The sequence below is a fragment of the Nocardia neocaledoniensis genome, assembly GCF_003182135.1.
Taxonomy (GTDB): domain Bacteria; phylum Actinomycetota; class Actinomycetes; order Mycobacteriales; family Mycobacteriaceae; genus Nocardia; species Nocardia neocaledoniensis.
In genome coordinates this window covers 551391-568311 of record NZ_QGTL01000001.1, presented here as the reverse complement: position 1 = coordinate 568311, position 16921 = coordinate 551391, and the positions used below count along the sequence as shown (strand labels likewise).

Sequence of the window (16921 nt, the reverse complement as noted above, 5' to 3'; positions counted from 1 at the left end):
GCCGGCGTCGTGTCAGGCGATCGTCTGGCGCAGGGCGTCGAGTTCGGCCGCCCGCGGATCGGCGACCGTCGAGGACTCCGGGGTGTCGAACAGGCGCACCAGCTTGGTGTCGGGCTCGAACGCGGGCCACCCGGGATCGCCGTCGGTCGCGAAACGCACCCAGGCCGTGTGGATCTCGTCCGCCAGCGCCTGCGGCGGGTTCGGCCCGGTGATCGAGTGCGCGTCGGCGAGGACGTCGAAGACGAACGGCACCTCGAGCACATGGCAGGCGCCCAGGTCGGGAAGCCCGGTGGGCCAGGCGAATTCGTACATGTGCGTCGGTGCGGCGGCGGCGTTGGCGGTGGCGAAGTCGACCGTGCCCGCCCGGAAGCACCAGTCGGTGAGGATCGCGTTGAAGATCTCCGCCGGAGTGGCGTCGGGCCGGTGCGTCGAATACGTCCGCGCCACCGCGGGATCGATGCCGTAGCGGGTGAGGACCAGCGGCAGCGTGTCGGCGGTGACGGCCGCGGTGATGCCGGTCGGCACCGTGAAGAAGCGGAACTCGTCGGCCGTGGTGCCCGCGATGAGCGGGACCGCCCGTTCGGGATGGGCGGCCAGGACCTCGGTCGGCGCGCCGGGCACGATGTCGTCGTCGATCACCGGGAACAGGCTCATGATGCCCATGCCCTGCTGGATCACCGAGGCGCCCCAGCGGCGCGGGTCGGGGTCGGTCATCATCGCCAGCGCCACCGCGTTCTGCGTGGTCCGCAGCTGATCGGGGCCGAGTTCGCCGAAGGCGGCGGCGGTCGGCGCGATGTCCAGCTCCGCGGCCAGCGCGGCCGCGACCAGGCGCGCGTCCTGCGGGTCGGCGCCGACAGCGCCGTTGCCGCTCTGCATGATCGCCCGGCGGAACAGCCCGGTGGCGCGTGGCGCGGCGATCAGCGCCGCCACGCTCATCCCGCCCGCCGACTCGCCGAAGACGGTCACATTGTCCGGGTCGCCGCCGAACGCGGCGACGTTGTCGCGCACCCATTCCAACGCGAAGATCTGGTCGTGCAGACCGCGGTTGAGCGGGGCGCCGTCGAGCGCGGCGAACCCCGAGATCCCGAGCCGGTAGTTGACCGACACCAGCACCACGCCGTCGCGCGCGAACGCCGAACCGTCGTAGATCGCCCTGGCGTTTGAACCGCGCACGAACGCGCCGCCGTGGATCCACACCAGCACCGGCAGGCCGCTCGCCGTCGGGTCGGGTGTCCAGACGTTCGCGTTGAGGTACTCGTCGCCGGGAATCCCGTCGCTGCCGATCAGCGCGTGGATCGGCGCCGGATAGGGCGACTGCGCACAGGTCGCGCCCATTTCCGTGGCCTCGCGGACTCCGGTCCAGGCCGGAGCGGGTTCGGGCAACCGGAAGCGCCGCGCGCCGACCGGTGCCGCCGCGTACGGCACGCCGAGAAAGCGGGTGACGCCCGCCTCGGTGCGGCCCCGGATCGCGCCGCCCGCGATCGTGACGATGGGTTCCATGGACTCCTCCTCGCGCTGTGGCCCTGATTATGGGTGCGGAGCCGGTCCGCGGGTGCGGTTTCGGCCACGACCCCGCCCGCGGTCTCGGGGTGAACCCTGATCTCCACCCGGATATCGCTGCTGACCTGGTGATTTATCACTCCGGTGCTGGCAGCATCGGAGATGTCGGATCGCCGGACGGCGGCCGGGGAGTACAGGCGAGGAGCACATCATGGTCTTCAAAGTCATCGGCATCGTCGTGGTCGGTCTGATCGCGTTCTGGATCGTCAGCGCGCTGATCAAGGCGCTGCTGCCGGTCCTGGTCATCGCCGCGATCGGTACCGGGGTGTACCTGCTGTACAAGGCGATCTCCGGCAGCAACGACAGCGGTCCGCTCACCAAGGTGTGAGCAGCGCCCTAGCATGGGGCGGGTGGAGCAGCTACCCGAGGACTGGCAGCGCGGACTGGTGATCGTCGCGCATCCCGACGACATCGAATACGGCGCGGCCGCGGCCGTCGCCCGGTGGACCGGACAGGGCAAGGACATCCGCTATCTGCTCGCCACCAGGGGCGAGGCCGGGATCGCGGGAATGCCGCCCGCCCAGGCGGGTCCGCTACGGGAGGTCGAGGAGCTCTCGGGCGCACGCGAAGTCGGCGTGCACACCGTCGAATTCCTGGATCATCCGGACGGCCGGGTCGAGGCGGGGCTCGCCCTGCGCCGCGACATCGCCGCCGCCATCCGCAGGCACCGCCCGGAGATGGTGGTGCTGTTCAACTTCGGCGACACGTGGGCGCCCGGCTTCGTCAACAGCGCCGATCATCGGGCGGTGGGCCGCTCGGCGATGGACGCGATCTCGGACGCGGGCAACGAGTGGATCTTTCCCGAGATCGCCCAGCTCGAACCGTGGTCGGCAAGGTGGGCCGCGGTGATCGGTCCGGTCGCCACCCACGCCGTCGACGTGGGCGGACAGCTGGACAAGGCGCGGGCCTCCCTGGCCGCGCACCGGCGATACCTGCAGGTGCTGAGCTCGGTGCCCGTCGAGCAGCAGGTCGACGAAATCGTCGCCATGGCAACGGGTCCCAAGGAGGGTTTCCCGGCCGCGCACGCCGTCGGCTTCGAGTTGTTCACCTTCGCCGGGTGAGATCGTGACCGGTCGGGCCGGGGCGGGATCGGCATGTGGCAGGCTGGCCGCATGCGAGTAGCTGTGGTGGCAGGGCCCGATCCAGGGCATGCGTTTCCCGCGATCGCGCTGTGCCTGCGATTGCTGGCGGCCGGGGACGATCCGGTGCTGTTCACCGGTCCCCGCTGGATGGACGCGGCCAGGGCCGCGGGGATCAGCGTGCGCAGACTCAAGGGCCTGGCTCCGCGCCCGACCGACGACGACACCGACGCGGGCGCGCGGATTCACGAGCGTGCCGCGCACATCGCCACCGAGAACCTGCCCGAGCTCAGCGCCATGCTGCCGGACCTGATCGTCTCGGACGTGCTCACCGCGGGCGGCGGCATGGCGGCCGAACGACTGAGCCTGCCCTGGGTCGAACTCTCCCCGCATCCGCTGTATCTGCCGTCGAAAGCGTTGCCGCCCATCGGCAGTGGCCTCGCGCCCGGAGAAGGGGTGCGCGGCCGGGTCAGGGACGGCGTGCTCCGTACGATGACCGCCCGCGCCGTCAAGGCGGGCAACCGACAGCGCGGCGCCGCCCGCGAATCCATCGGCCTGCCCGCCGAAGACCCAGGTCCCGCGGCGCGGCTGGTCGCCACGCTGCCCGCGCTGGAAGTCGACCGGCCGGACTGGCCCGCCGATACGCACGTCATCGGGCCGCTGGTCTGGGAACCGACCGACGAGATCCTGCCGCTCCCGCCGGGCACCGAGCCGCTGGTGATGGTGGCGCCCTCGACGGCGCACACCGGCGTCGCGGGTATGGCCGAAACCGTTCTGGAGGGCCTGGCCGGCCTCGGCGTCCGCGCCGCCGTCTCGACGCTCGACACCCCGCCCGCCGAGTTGCCGGACTGGGCCACCGCCGGACTCGGACGCCAGGACGCCCTGCTCGATCAGGCCGCGGTGGTCGTCGGCGGCGGCGGGCACGGTCTGCTCGCCAAGTCGCTCTCGGCCGGCGTGCCCGTCGTGACGGTGCCCGGTGGCGGCGACCAATGGGAACTCGCCAATCGTGCTGCCCGCCAAGGTAGTTCGCTGTTGGTGCGGCCACTGACCGCCGCCGCCGTCGGCGAGGCCGTCGCGCGGATCCTGGCCGAACCCCACTTCACCGCGGCGGCGCGGGCCGCGGCGCGCGGGGCCTCGGACGTGGCCGACCCGGTGGCCGTCTGCCACGCGGCGGCCGCGACCCGCGCCGCTCAGGACCTCGGCAACCCCAGCTGAGCGCAGGCGAGCAGGGCGACCTCGATGTCGAGCCTGCGCTCGGTGAGCGGGTGCCCGAGCACCTCCTCGGCCTTGCGCACCCGGTAGTGCACCGTGTTCTTGTGCACGTGCAGGCGGGCGGCGGCGTCGGTGTAGCTGCCGCGCGCGTCGAGGAACACCCGCACGGTCTCGCGCAGCCGGGCGGCCGCCTCGTCCGCGCTCATCAGCCCGCCGAGCACGCGCCGCGCCCAGTGCTCCACGTCCGGGACGCGGTCGGCGAACAGCCCGGACAGCGCGACATCGGCGTGGCGGGTCACACCGCGCGCGCGGGCGGCCACCGCCACCGCGCGGGCGGCCTGCGCGTCGCGGAAGCTCTGCCGGAACCCGTCGAGGCCGGCGGCCGGATCGCCCACGGCCATGGACAGGCTCGGTAGCGCCCGCAGGTCCCTGGCCAGGCGTTCGGTGTCCAGGGTGGGCCGTGCGGTCGAGGCCAGCCAGATCCAGCGCGTGTGCTCGTCGACCTCGACCGCCATCTGCGCCCGGCCCCACACCGTGGCCAGCACGCCGGTCCCGGCCCGCAGCGCGCCACGGGGATCGGCGGTGCCCGGCGGGGTCCAGAGCAACACGAACTGGTGCCAGTTGCGCAGGGAGGCCGACAGCATCTGTTCGGCGGAGGCCAGATCGAGGTCGTCGGCGTCGAGGACAGCGCGGACCTGCGCGGCGCGCGCGGCGTCGGTGCGCGCGTCCCAACGGCGGCGCTCGCTCTCGAAGATGTCGATCAGCCCCTCGATCACCTGGTCGATGTAGCCGTTGACCACGCCCGCGACCCGCGCGGCGGTCGCCAGCGCGACCTGGGTCGGCGGCGCCAGCTCGGTCAGCAGCGTGATGACCCACTGCACGAACATGTGCTCACCGAGCCGGTAGGCGCGCAGCAGCGCCTCGAGTGAGAGGTCCTGCTGGGCGAACAGGCGGGCGTACTCGGCCGCGGCGGGCGGCACGGTGATGTCGTCGGGCCCGATGGCGAGGGTGAGCATGTCCAGGATCGCGGCGAGGTTGGCCTCGGTACTGGCGACCATGAGCCGATGGATCTCGTCGTCGTGCCGGAACTCGGGGATCATCTCGGCGAACATCGAGGTCATCACGGGGGTGCGCCGGTCCAGGTCGCCCTTGATCCGCCCCGCCACCTCGCGGACGAGAGCGTCGTTGTCGTGGGCCATGGGCGCCGACAGTACCCCCTCGGACGGCGCGCACCACCGAGTTTGTACCCGTGGCACAACACCGGCCGACAACGCTGGTCTCCCGGCCCGTAGCCGGTGCCAGGCCCGGACCCTACCGTGAATTCTGTAACCCAGATCACAACCTCTCCGGTGAGGAATCATGCGACACATCGCCGAATTACCCGATGCCCGAGCGGCTTTCGCCCCCGACGCGCCGTGCGTGGCCGACGAGCACACCGCGCTGTCGAACGCGGGGTTCCGCGATCGGGTGCACGCCGCGGCCGCCGTGCTGCACCGGGCGGGCGTGCGGCCCGGCGACGTGGTGGCGATCGTCCTGCCCAACCAGGTGGACCTCGTGGTCGCGTTGTTCGCCGCCTGGCGCCTCGGCGCCGCGGTGACCCCGGTGAACCCGGGCCTGACCGACGACGACATCCGCTACCAGCTCGACGATTCCGGCGCCGCGGTGGTCGTCGGCGCGCCGGAGCGGGCCGGGGTCACCCTGGACGTCGCCGCCCTCGCGACCCCCGCCGGTCCCGTCGCCGCGGCCACCCCCGCGGACGGGCTCGCTCTGATCATCTACACCAGCGGCACCACGGGGCGGCCCAAGGGCGTGCTGCTCGGTCACGACAATCTCGCCGCGATGTGCGCGATGATCATCGAGGCCGTCGGCCTCGACGAGACCGAGCACAGCCTGCTGGTGCTGCCACTGTTCCACGTCAACGGGATCGTGGTCAGCGTGCTGTCGCCGCTGCTGGCCGGCGGGCGCACCACGATCGCCGGGAAGTTCTCGGCCACCCAGTTCCTCGGCCTGGTCGAACGGGTGCGCCCCACCTACTTCTCCGGTGTCCCGGCCATCTACGCCATGCTCGTGGCCCAGCCCGCCGAGCCGCGGCCCGATCTGTCGTCGCTACGGCGGGTGATCTGCGGTGCGGCGCCCCATGCCCGCCGAGTTGATCGCCCGCTTCGAGGACCGCTTCGGCGTGCCGATCGTGGAGGGCTACGGGCTGTCGGAGGGCACGTGCGCGTCGACGCTCAATCCCGTCGCCGGCCCACGCAAGCCCGGCACGGTCGGCCTGCCGTTGCCCGGTCAGACGATCACCATCGTCGACATCGACGGTGATCCGGTCCCGGACGGCACCCCGGGCGAGGTGGTGATCAGCGGCCCGAACATCATGCGCGGCTACCTGGGCAAGCCCGAGGAGACAGCGAAGACGGTGCGTGCGGGCCGCCTGCACACCGGCGACGTGGGCTACCTCGACGCCGACGGCTACCTGGTCCTGGTCGACCGGATCAAGGACATGATCATCCGCGGCAGGGAGAACCTCTACCCCAAGGAGATCGAGAACGCCCTCTACCGGCATCCCGCCGTGCACGAGGCCGCGGTGGTCGGCCGGCCGGATCCGGTGCTGGGCGAGGTACCCGTCGCGCACGTGGTTGCCGCGCCCGAAGCACGAGTCAGCGCCGAGGAATTGACCGCGCACTGCCGGGACCTGCTGGCGGCGTTCAAGATTCCCGCCGCGATCGTGCTCACGCCGGAACTGCCGCGCAATCCGGTCGGCAAGATCGACAAGAAGCGGCTGCGGGCGCTCGCCGAGTAATTCACCGAACGACACACACATTTCGGTTGCGGTCGAGCGCGCCCGCGATCGGTCGAGGAAAGGAACGGACAATGGGGTTCAAGACACCTGATTTCCCGCCGGTGGACACGGCGACATTTCTGGATCTGCCGCTGCGGGAACGAATGCGGACACTGGCGCTGCACTGGGTCGAATACGGCTTCGGTTCACCGAAGATGATCCACACGGTCTACGTGCTGAAATTGTTGGTGCTGTATATCTTCGGCGGTGTTCTCATCGCGACGGCGACCTCAGGGGCCGGGCCGTTCTGGGATATCGGCGCCTGGTGGAACGAGCCGATCGTCTACCAGAAACTGGTGCTGTGGACGGTGCTCCTCGAGGCGATCGGCGTCGCCGGATCCTGGGGGCCGCTCGCGGGCAAGTTCAAGCCGATGACCGGTGGCCTGCTGTTCTTCGCGCGCCCCGGCACCATCCGGCTGCGGCCCTGGCACCGGGTGCCGTTCACCAACGGTGACACCCGCACCGCGCTGGACGTGCTCCTCTACGCCGGTTTCCTCGCCACCCTTTCCCTGGCACTTCTCGCGCCCGGCCGAACCACTGCGGCACTGCTGGAACGACTGCCCGACAACACCTCCGGGCTGGTTCGCCCCGCCCTGCTGATCGCCCCGGTCGTGCTGTACATCCTGTGCGGGCTGCGGGACAAGACGATCTTCCTGGCCGCGCGGGGCGAGCAGTACCTGCCCGCGCTGGTGTTCTTCGCGGTCCTGCCGTTCACCGATATGATCGTCGCGGCCAAATTGCTGATCGTGATCGTGTGGGTCGGCGCCGGGGTGTCGAAATTCGGCAAGCATTTCACCAATGTGGTGCCGCCGATGATCTCCAACAGCCCCTCGATGCCGTTCACCTCGATCAAGCGCGCGCACTACCGGGATTTCCCGCGTGATATCCGCCCGTCCGGGGTGGCCTCGTTCATGGCGCATGTCGGCGGCACCACCGTCGAGGTGATCACCCCGATCGTGCTGCTCTTCTCGACGAACCACTGGCTGACCTTGGCCGGGGCGGCGATGATGGTGGTGTTCCACCTGTTCATCACCTCCACCTTCCCGCTGGCGGTTCCGCTGGAATGGAACATCCTGTTCGCCTACCTGACGGTGTTCCTGTTCCTCGGTTTCCCGAACGCCGACGGCTACGGCGTCTTCGACATGTCCTCCCCGTGGCTGACCTTGGCGATCGCCGCCGCGCTGGCCTTCTTCCCCGTGCTGGGCAACCTGCGTCCCGACCTGGTCTCATTCCTGCCGTCCATGCGCCAATACGCCGGTAACTGGGCCTCGGCGCTGTGGGCCTTCGCGCCGGGCGCCGAAGCCAAGCTCAACACCCTCGAGCATCGCCCGACCGTGAATCAGCTCGATCAGCTCATGGCCATGGGCTATGAACCCGCGGTCGCCGAGATCACCATGCAGCAGACCATCGGCTGGCGCTCCATGCACAGCCAGGGGCGCGGCCTGTTCTCGCTGCTGTACAAGCACATTCCCGACCTCGACCGCTGGACCGTGCGCGAGGCGGAGTTCGCCTGCAACTCGCTGATCGGGTTCAACTTCGGCGACGGGCACCTGCACAACCTCGACCTCATCACCGCCGTCCAATCGCGCGTCGGCTTCGAGCCCGGCGAGTGGATCGTGGTCTGGGTGGAGTCGCAGCCCATCCACAAGGGCACCCAGGAATACATGGTGGTCGATGCCGCGCTGGGGGTGATCGAACGCGGCACCTGGAACGTCGCCGACGCGCTCGAGGCACAGCCGTGGTTGCCCGACGGTCCGATCCCGCTGCGGGTCACCTGGCGCCGTGAAGACGTGGCCGACACGGCCGCGCCGGTGACGCGCCCCGCGGTCCAGCCCGCCGAATAGCCTGGTATCACCCCGGACCCGACGAACGAAGGACGAGTCGATGACAACGGCGACAGTGGTCGGCAGCGGACCCAACGGGCTCGCGGCGGCGATCACCCTGGCCAGGGCCGGGCTGACGGTGACGGTGCTCGAGGCGGCCGACACCATCGGCGGCGGCACCCGATCCAGCGAGGCGATCGTGCCCGGCCTGCTGCACGACCACTGCTCGGCCATCCATCCGATGGCGGTCGGCTCGCCCTTCCTGCGCGGGATCGATCCGGGGCGCTACGGATTGCGGTGGGCGCACGCCGAACTCGACTGCGTGCACCCGCTCGACGACGGCAGCGCCGGCGTACTGCACCGCTCGGTCGCCGCGACCGCCGACGGCCTCGGCGCCGACGGCGGGTTGTGGCGGCGCCTGTTCGAGGGGCCGGTCGCCGGGTACGAGCAGACCGGCGCCGACATCATGCGGCCGCTGCTGCGGATCCCGCGCCATCCGGTGCGACTGGCGCGCTTCGGGATTCCCGCGACCGCGCCGGCCACCTGGCTGGCGGCGGCCTTCCGGGGCGAGCCGGGGAGGGCCCTGTTCGGCGGTGTCGCCGCCCACGCCTTCCATCCGCTGAACCGGCCGTTGAGTGCCAGCATCGGCCTCGGCATCCTCACCGCCGGGCATCGGTACGGGTGGGCGGTGGCCGAGGGGGGATCGCAGCGAATCGCCGACGCCATGGCGGCGGCACTGGGCGAGCACGGGGGCAAGATCGAGACCGGCGTGCGGGTGGACTCGCTCGCCGACCTGCCGCCCTCGGAGATCGTCGTCTGGGATCTCGCGCCGACCGCCGTCGCGCGGATTCTGGGCGACCGGCTGCCCGCCCGCGTCGCGCGGGCCTACCGCCGGTTCCGCTACGGGCCCGGTGCCTTCAAGGTGGACTTCGCCGTGCAGGGCGGGGTGCCGTGGACGGCGGCGGCGGCGCGGCGCGCGGGCACCGTCCACCTGGGCGGCACGTTCGCCGAGATCGCGGCGGGGGAGCGGGACATCCATGCCGGGCGGATGCCGGAGCGGCCCTTCGTCCTGGTCGGCCAGCAATACCTCGCCGACCCGGCCCGCTCGGTCGGTGACGTGCACCCCGTCTGGACCTATGCCCATGTGCCCCACGGCTACACCGGCGACGCCACCGGCGCGATCATCGCCCAGCTCGAACGGTTCGCGCCGGGCTTCCGCGAGCGGGTGGTCGGCATGTCCACGTGTTCCACGGCCGAATTCGCCACGGGCAACCCGAATTACGTCGGCGGCAACATCATGACCGGCGCCAAGGATATTCCGCAGCTGGTCTTCGGTCCGCGAAAGACCCTGCAGCCCTACGACATCGGCGTGCCCGGTCACTACCTGTGTTCGGCGGCGACACCGCCGGGACCCGGCGCGCACGGCATGTGCGGAGCCAACGCCGCCGAGCGGGCACTGCGGCGGTTGCGCTGATCCAGCGCGATCGGCCTGGTCGCGGGACCGGGCCGCGGGGCGGGGCATTGCGCCGAGTGCGCTGACACCGCGCGATCGGCTTGGTCGCAAGACCGTGCTGGGGGTGTGCGCAGCGCTGAGTACGCGCGACACAGCCCGGTGGGTATGGTCGCCGGGGCGAGGCATTGCACCGAGTGCGCTGACACAGCCAGGTCGCGGGACTGTGCCGCGGGGTGCCGTGACATTGGGCTATTCCGGTGGCGTGGCCGTGGGGGGCAAGCCACCGGATGCCGCGCCCCTCGCCAGCTGATCCGCCGCCGGTGCGGTGGGCCGCGGTCGATGGCAGGGCTACCGGGAGTCCACGCCGCGCGGGCCGGTAGGACGTCTCGGGCGCGGTGGCGGGCGATCGCCGCGCGGTGACGCGGGTCGCCGGGCGCGAGTATCTTGGGAATCGTGCGATTGACCGAGTTCCACGAGCTGATGCACACCGAGTTCGGCGTTCACCGGGCCGACGCGATGCTCGCCGATCATGTCCTTCCGGCCCTGGGGCGCACCGGCGCCGATGCCATCGAGGCAGGTGTCGATCCCCGCGACGTGTGGCGCGCGCTCTGCGCCGAATTCGATGTTCCCCGATCACGATGGTGAGCAGGACATGGCCGTGACAGCAAACCCGGGCACCGAGCGGCCCTATCGCTTCGACGAACGGCTGCGGATGATCCCGGCCGACCCCGAGACCCTCGCGGCCAGGGTCGCCGTCGCCGATCCCGGCGATTTCGGCGGGCTGCGCAGGCTCGGCATCGCGCTGATGCTGCTCGGCCGCCACGAGGAGGCACTGGACCGGCTCGACCAGGCGCTGGCGCTGGCCGACACCGAGGGCAGACGGATCACCGTCTGGATCAACCTCGCCGACGTGTACCGCTACCAGGGTGAGGCCACCCGCGCCGAGCTCCTGTACCGGCGCGCGCTCGAGGCCAGTCGCGCCCTCGACGATCCCGAACTCGTCTCCTTCGCCGCCCACCACCTGGGCAAGTCGCTGGCCGAACAGCACCGGCCGAACGAGGCGCGTGACCTGCTCAATGTCGCCATGCGGCTGCGGGTGGCCGAGGGCGATTCCGAACTCATCGAGTCCACCCGCGCGGCCCTCGACCACCTCGCGGAGCTGGCACTGCCGCTGCCGCCGCCGATCGCCGCCCTGCTCGGCGAGACGCCGGCCTGGTCCGACGACCACGAAGGCCGTGGCGGCAATCTCGTCCGCGCCGGGGGCTACTGGATCAAGCGCGGCCCGCGTGCCGTGGCCGAATACGAGCGCCTGAACTGGTTGCGGGACAACGGCATCGCCGTGCCCGAGGTCGCCGCGTTCGCCGAGGACGTCCTGGTGCTCGCCGACACGGGCACGCGATCACTCGCCGAGGCCACCGGCGACCCGGCCGAGGTGGGCGCCCTGCTCGGCCGGACCCTGCGCGCGCTGCACGAGCTGCCCGTCGCGGACTGCCCGTTCGACGCCCGCCTCGAGGTGACCCTCGCCCAGGCGCGGCGCAATGTCGTGGAGGGTTTCGTCGACAACGCCGACTTCGACGGCGACCACCGCGAGCTCACGCCCGAGACCGTCCACGAGCGCCTGGTCACCCAGCGTCCGGACGGGGAGGATCTGGTCGTCACCCACGGCGACTTCACCCCGGGCAATGTGCTGGCGGGCGGGACCGTGATCGATGTCGGCGCCCTGGGCAGGGCCGATCGCTACCGCGATCTCGCGCTGGCCGAACGCGACCTGTCCGGTGACTTCGGCGTCGAGGCGGTGGTGGCCTTCTTCACCGCCTACGGGCTCACCGCGCCCGAGCGCGCGAAACTCGACTACTACCGGCTGCTCGACGAACTGTTCTGAGCACCGCTCAGCTGGTCTTGGCGTAGTGCCGGGCGGCTTTGGTGCGATTGCCGCAGGTCGCCATGGAGTGCCAGCGGCGGGTGCCGTTCTTGGAGGTGTCGTAGAAGAACAGCACGCAGTCGGGGTGGGCGCACTGGCGGATCCGGTGCGGCGCCTCGGCGATCAGGTGCAGCAGGTTGTCGGCGGCCAGCCAGCCGGGCAACCAGGCCGGATCGGTGACCTCGGGAACCGAGCGCGGGCCCTCGTCGGTGAGTTCGCGGCGCAGTCGCCCATGTTCCAGCACGCGGTTCAGCGCGGCGTACTCGCCGCTGGTCACCGCCGCGTGCACGGCGTCGCGCGCGGCGTGCAGGGCGTTGAGCGTGTGTTCGTCGACGGGGACGCGGTCGGCGAGATCGGTGAGTTCGAGCCACAACCGCAGCCCGTCGAGATCGGTGAGCAGATCGCCCGGCGCCGCGCCCGCCCACCGGGTGTTGAGCAGGTCCAGCGCCGGCGGTTCGCCGGTGTGCGGACGGGGATCGCGCATGCCTGAGGCTACCAACTCGACTCCTGACCACTGTCGTGTCCGCACGGGTTGACGGCCGTGCCCGGTCACCCTACTGTCTAACCTGTAAACAACGGTTAGATAGTTAAGATTCCGGGAGGGTTCCCCGTGCGACCGCCACTGCCCCCGTTCGACCTCGACTCCGCGCGCGCCAAGGTGCTGGCCGCCGAAAACGCCTGGAACACCAGGGATCCCGAACGGGTCGCCGCCGCGTACACCGAGGACTCGGTCTGGCGCAATCGCGACGAGTTCTTCACCGGCCACGCCGCCATCGTCGAGTTCCTCACCCGCAAGTGGTCGGTCGAGAACGGCTACGCGCTGCGCAAGGACCTGTGGGCCTTCCACGACAACCACATCGCCGTGCGCTTCCAGTACGAATGGCACGACGAGGCCGGGCAGTGGTGGCGCAGCTACGGCAACGAGCAGTGGGAGTTCGCGCCCGACGGCCGGATGGCCCGCCGCGAGGCCAGCATCAACGACGTCCGCATCGCGGAATCGGAGCGCCGGATCTTCGGCCCCCGTGCCGAGGGTGACGACTCGGTCCTGCCCCAGCGGTAGGCGCCGGCCGTTGATCGGCGTCGCGACAGGCCGCCTGCTCCGCAACGCTCGACCGGCGCGCTGTCTGTGGCGCGGCCGGTGACGAAGACGCGCTCCGCGATCTCAGTCGACGGGCGGACCACCCGGTGGCGACCCTGACGCCAACTCCTGCGGTCGGGCTCGGCCCGCGTTGAACGCGAGACGGGTGGCGAGTGCGGTGACGAGATCGCGACCGGCCGGAGTGGGCCACGATCCCATGGGCGTGCACTGTGCGCTCGCTGTGTCGTCCGTGGCGGTCCGTGTAGCGGATCGAGATCGGTCGGTGGTGACGCACCGCGTCGGCGATGGTGAGCAGCATCCCCGCCGCCGGTGTGCCGAACTCGCCGGGGCGGTCCGTGAAGGCGAGCACGTCGAGGAGTGTGACGAGCCGTTCGGCGAGGCGCTTGGGCAACACTCGCCGGATCTTTCCCGAGGCTGTCTCGTTCGCGGTGTGTTGTGCCGTCGTCAATCCGGCTCGGCGGCCGAGGATCAGGCCGAGCAGGACGGCCAGTGCTTCGTCGTCGCTGAACATGAGCGGCGGCAGTCGGTATCCGGGCGCGAGGCGGTAGCCGCCGTATCGGCCACGCACTGATTCCACGGGCACGTCCAGGGCGGTCAGATGATCCACGTATCGCCGCACGGTACGTGGGTCGACGCCGAGGCGGCCCCCGTCACCGCCGCGGCCATCGACAGGGCGGCACGCGCCGACGGCGACGACTCGGTCCCGCCTCCGCGATAGGCGCTGGGCTGTCAATCGCTGGGTCGTGGTGGGTGTCGTGCGTGTCCCCGGGCGCGTCGCTTGACTCGAATGGGTGTTCGACTAATCTGGGCGCCAGAACTTGTCGGTGCCGGCCTCTACTGTGGGCGCCAACCAGAGAGACACTCACCTCGAGAAGGGGACCACATCATGGCACCGCAGGCCTACGATCGCGACAAAGCGCTGGAGCTGGCACTGGCGCAGGTGGAGAAGAGCTTCGGCAAGGGCGCGGTCATGCGCCTGGGCGAGGAGGCCCGCCAGCCCATCTCCGTCATCCCGACCGGCTCCATCGCGCTCGACGTCGCGCTCGGCATCGGCGGTCTGCCGCGTGGTCGCGTCGTCGAGATCTACGGCCCGGAATCCTCGGGTAAGACCACCGTCGCCCTGCACGCGGTGGCCAACGCCCAGGCCGCGGGCGGCGTCGCCGCCTTCATCGACGCCGAGCACGCGCTCGACCCCGACTACGCCCGCAAGCTGGGCGTCGACACCGACGCGCTGCTGGTCTCCCAGCCGGACACCGGTGAGCAGGCGCTCGAGATCGCCGACATGCTGGTGCGCTCCGGCGCCATCGACATCATCGTCATCGACTCCGTCGCCGCCCTGGTGCCGCGCGCCGAGATCGAGGGCGAGATGGGCGACAGCCACGTCGGCCTGCAGGCCCGCCTCATGAGTCAGGCGCTGCGCAAGATGACCGGTGCGCTCAACAGCTCGGGCACCACCGCCATCTTCATCAACCAACTACGCGAGAAGATCGGCGTGATGTTCGGCTCGCCCGAGACCACCACCGGTGGTAAGGCGCTGAAGTTCTACGCCTCCGTGCGCCTGGACGTGCGCCGCATCGAGACCCTCAAGGACGGCAGCGACGCGGTCGGCAACCGCACCCGTGTGAAGGTCGTCAAGAACAAGGTGAGCCCGCCGTTCAAGCAGGCCGAGTTCGACATCCTCTACGGCCAGGGCATCTCCAAGGAGGGCTCGCTCATCGACATGGGCGTCGAGCACGGCTTCATCCGCAAGTCGGGCTCCTGGTACACCTACGAGGGCGATCAGCTGGGCCAGGGCAAGGAGAACGCCCGGAAGTTCCTGCTGGAGAACACCGATGTGCGCGACGAGATCGAGAAGAAGATCAAGGAGAAGCTGGGCATCGGCGCCGATCTGACCGCCGAGGCCGACGCACCTGCCGACTTCTGAGTCGATGCGCACGCCGAACTCCGGCCGCGCGCCCCGCGACTCGGCCGATCCGGTCGAGGACATGCGACGACAGCTGGCCCGCCTCGGAATCGAGGTGCCGCCGCCGTCGCTCGCGGAGCCGCGCGGGCGGGAGCCGGCTTCCGAACTCGTCCGTTCGGCTCGTGACGAACGAGCCGTCCCGGACGCGAAGGGAATTCGGTCGGGTGCGGGCGATCCGCAGCGCGCGCACCCGACCGGATTCGCCGAAGGTGATCATTCACCCCATTCCGCTGCGCGGACTGTGGATGATCATGAAGAGTGGGGGAGCGAGGCACGACCTCGCCGTGCCCGCCGCGGACGCAGATCCGCGCGGCGCGAGGAAGACTCCCTGTCGACCGGCGTCGGTGGTGACAATGGACGACAGGTGGATCCGGTGGCGGCCGGATCCCAGCCGGGAGAGCCCGACCGGCGAGCCGGCACACGCCGGCTCGCCCCGGGCGACCGGCCCGCGGCGACCGTCGACCAGGCCAAAGACGCCTGCCTGAACCTGCTGGCCGTGCGTGCGCGCAGTCGTGCCGAGCTGGCGAAACGGCTCGGGGAGAAGGGCTTCCGGGTCGAGGTGACCGAGGCGGCGCTCGATCGGCTCGCCGAGGTCGGCCTCGTCGACGACAGTTCCTTCGCCGAACAGTGGGTACACGAACGGCACACGTACTCCGGTCGGGGCAAACGCGCGCTGCAGCGCGAACTCCGCGACAAGGGCGTCGCCCCGGCCGACGCCGAGAACGCGCTGGCGGTCGTCACCGACGACGCCGAACGCGCCCGCGCGACCGACCTCGTCCGCCGCAAGGTGCCGACCCTGCCGCGGGATCTGGACCGCGACAAGGCGGTTCGCCGACTCGTCGGCATGCTCGCCCGCCGTGGCTACGACCAGTCGACCGCCTTCGCCGTGGTCTCCGCCGAACTCGCCGAGGCGGGTTTCGTCCGGGCGCCGTCGGAAGCCCGCCGACCAGGTTCGGGGCAGCCGGAGGTTCCGGCGCCGGGAGACGCCGATGCCGAGGGCAGTGGGGACGACGGGATGCACGCCGAGGACGACGGCGTCGACGGACGTCGGGAGGAGGATGTGCGTCAGGGCGCCGGACCGGCCCGTCGGCAGGCCGGGGGCTGGTCGCGCGGCGGGGGTGGGTTCCGCGCCGCGACGCCGACCGCCGACGTGGGCCCGGACGACGCCGAGCCCGACGACACCGCGCGCCGTCACCGCGCACGCCCTGTCCCCGGGGACGAACAGGACGCCGTGGACCTGGTCCGCCGCAAACTCCGCGCCATGCCTGCCGACCTCGGCCGCGCGAAGGCCACCCGCCGCCTGGTCGACATGCTCGCGCGGCGCGGCTACGACCCGTCCACCGCGTATGCGGTCGTGAAAGCCGAACTGGCCGAACAGGGTCGCTGAGTTCGACGCGTGCGGTCGGGCCGCACCCGATGACTCCGGTCGACCGGGCGGGGGAGTGTCAATCGATCGGCGGCTCGAGCGTGATCCAGTAGCGCCGGGCGGGGCCCAGCGCGGTGTCGCGGATCCCTTCGAGGACGCCGCCCTGGCGCTGGATCGTCGTGGCGGACGCGATGTTGTCCGCGGCGCAGACGAGCAGGAGCCGGTCGATGCCCAGTTGCCGGGCGTGGTCGATCATGCGCTCCAACGCCCAGCCCGCGAGTCCGCGGCGACGGGCCGACGGGCGGATGCCGAAGCCGATGTGGCCTACGGACCGTACGTGGTCGTCGAGGTCGTGGCGCAGCGCGATGCCACCGAGCACCCGGTGGTCGTCGACGATCCAGCGGTAGGTCGTCCGCCTCGACTCGTCGGCCAGCCGGTGCACCCAGGTGGCGAAGCCGACGGGGGAGACGACGTCGTCGGCCGGGGTCAGCCCGAACCCGTCCTCGTGAGGGCCGGGACCCCATTCGGCGTGTGCGTCGAGCCAGGCGCGGCGCAGCCGCGTGGTCGGTGCGATCAGGTCGGGCACCTCGCGACTGTAGCCAGTCGGCC

The 16921-nt window shown here is 71.1% G+C and carries 15 protein-coding genes and 2 pseudogenes; 12 read left to right on the top strand and 5 right to left on the bottom strand.

Translation table 11 applies throughout. The features are described from left to right. Positions 1 to 12: 12 nt before the first annotated feature. A complete protein-coding gene (locus DFR69_RS02685; RefSeq protein WP_110035763.1) occupies positions 13 to 1500 on the bottom strand; it encodes a carboxylesterase/lipase family protein in 1488 nt (495 codons plus the stop codon). A 211-nt stretch (positions 1501 to 1711) separates the two neighbouring features. Between DFR69_RS02685 and DFR69_RS34290 the strand changes: the two genes are divergently transcribed. From DFR69_RS34290 to DFR69_RS02675, 3 genes are read left to right on the top strand one after another with little or no spacing between them, the layout of a single operon-like run. After that, positions 1712 to 1888, top strand: a complete 177-nt coding sequence (locus DFR69_RS34290; protein WP_167456131.1) for a hypothetical protein — start codon at positions 1712 to 1714, stop codon at positions 1886 to 1888. Between the two features lie 22 nt (positions 1889 to 1910). After that, positions 1911 to 2621 (top strand): PIG-L deacetylase family protein, encoded by a 711-nt coding sequence (locus DFR69_RS02680; protein ID WP_110036113.1) that lies wholly within the window; start codon positions 1911 to 1913, stop codon positions 2619 to 2621. Positions 2622 to 2672: 51 nt separating this feature from the next. Beyond that, the gene (locus DFR69_RS02675; RefSeq protein WP_186817391.1) at positions 2673 to 3854 is read left to right on the top strand and encodes a glycosyltransferase; all 1182 of its coding nucleotides are present in this window, start codon (positions 2673 to 2675) and stop codon (positions 3852 to 3854) included. Here DFR69_RS02675 and DFR69_RS02670 read toward each other — a convergent pair. After that, a complete protein-coding gene (locus tag DFR69_RS02670) occupies positions 3830 to 5050 on the bottom strand; it encodes a PucR family transcriptional regulator (RefSeq protein ID WP_186817392.1) in 1221 nt (406 codons plus the stop codon). The genes DFR69_RS02675 and DFR69_RS02670 overlap by 25 nt on opposite strands. A 160-nt stretch (positions 5051 to 5210) precedes the next feature. Here DFR69_RS02670 and DFR69_RS02665 point away from each other — a divergent pair. From DFR69_RS02665 to DFR69_RS02645, 5 genes and pseudogenes are all read left to right on the top strand, one after another. Then, a pseudogene (locus DFR69_RS02665) lies at positions 5211 to 6648 on the top strand (class I adenylate-forming enzyme family protein). A 71-nt stretch (positions 6649 to 6719) separates the two neighbouring features. Continuing rightward, on the top strand, positions 6720 to 8531 hold the full coding sequence (locus DFR69_RS02660; protein ID WP_110035761.1) for a DUF3556 domain-containing protein: 1812 nt from the start codon (positions 6720 to 6722) through the stop codon (positions 8529 to 8531). Between the two features lie 40 nt (positions 8532 to 8571). Then, positions 8572 to 9984 carry a phytoene desaturase family protein gene (locus DFR69_RS02655; RefSeq protein WP_110035760.1) on the top strand — a complete coding sequence of 471 codons (1413 nt, stop codon included), beginning with the start codon at positions 8572 to 8574 and terminating at the stop codon, positions 9982 to 9984. A 432-nt stretch (positions 9985 to 10416) separates the two neighbouring features. Next, entirely contained in the window at positions 10417 to 10608 is a 192-nt protein-coding gene (locus tag DFR69_RS02650) for a DUF3046 domain-containing protein (RefSeq protein ID WP_110036111.1), read from the top strand. Positions 10609 to 10615: 7 nt separating this feature from the next. Further along, a complete protein-coding gene (locus DFR69_RS02645; protein ID WP_110035759.1) occupies positions 10616 to 11845 on the top strand; it encodes a phosphotransferase in 1230 nt (409 codons plus the stop codon). Positions 11846 to 11852: 7 nt separating this feature from the next. Here DFR69_RS02645 and DFR69_RS02640 read toward each other — a convergent pair whose 3' ends face one another. Continuing rightward, positions 11853 to 12368 carry a CGNR zinc finger domain-containing protein gene (locus tag DFR69_RS02640; RefSeq protein WP_110035758.1) on the bottom strand — a complete coding sequence of 172 codons (516 nt, stop codon included), beginning with the start codon at positions 12366 to 12368 and terminating at the stop codon, positions 11853 to 11855. Between the two features lie 126 nt (positions 12369 to 12494). Here DFR69_RS02640 and DFR69_RS02635 point away from each other — a divergent pair, with 126 nt between their 5' ends. Beyond that, positions 12495 to 12944: a nuclear transport factor 2 family protein gene (locus DFR69_RS02635; RefSeq protein WP_110035757.1), complete on the top strand. Its 450-nt coding sequence runs from the start codon at positions 12495 to 12497 to the stop codon at positions 12942 to 12944. Here DFR69_RS02635 and DFR69_RS35830 read toward each other — a convergent pair. Continuing rightward, the gene (locus DFR69_RS35830; RefSeq protein ID WP_244198080.1) at positions 12859 to 13281 is read right to left on the bottom strand and encodes a WYL domain-containing protein; all 423 of its coding nucleotides are present in this window, start codon (positions 13279 to 13281) and stop codon (positions 12859 to 12861) included. The two genes, DFR69_RS02635 and DFR69_RS35830, sit on opposite strands and share 86 nt — an antisense overlap. Between DFR69_RS35830 and DFR69_RS34985 the strand changes: the two genes are divergently transcribed. The 3 genes and pseudogenes from DFR69_RS34985 to DFR69_RS34975 all read left to right on the top strand — a co-directional run. After that, positions 13249 to 13554 (top strand): hypothetical protein, encoded by a 306-nt coding sequence (locus DFR69_RS34985; protein ID WP_244198086.1) that lies wholly within the window; start codon positions 13249 to 13251, stop codon positions 13552 to 13554. The genes DFR69_RS35830 and DFR69_RS34985 overlap by 33 nt on opposite strands. 315 nt (positions 13555 to 13869) lie before the next feature. After that, positions 13870 to 14907: a recombinase RecA gene (recA, locus tag DFR69_RS02625; RefSeq protein ID WP_019048052.1), complete on the top strand. Its 1038-nt coding sequence runs from the start codon at positions 13870 to 13872 to the stop codon at positions 14905 to 14907. 412 nt (positions 14908 to 15319) lie between these two features. After that, a pseudogene (locus tag DFR69_RS34975) lies at positions 15320 to 15862 on the top strand (regulatory protein RecX); the annotation flags it as partial. 529 nt (positions 15863 to 16391) lie between these two features. Here the strand turns inward: DFR69_RS34975 and DFR69_RS02610 are convergent. Next, complete coding sequence (locus DFR69_RS02610) at positions 16392 to 16898, bottom strand: GNAT family N-acetyltransferase (RefSeq protein ID WP_110035756.1); 507 nt, start codon at positions 16896 to 16898, stop codon at positions 16392 to 16394. Positions 16899 to 16921: the final 23 nt, after the last annotated feature.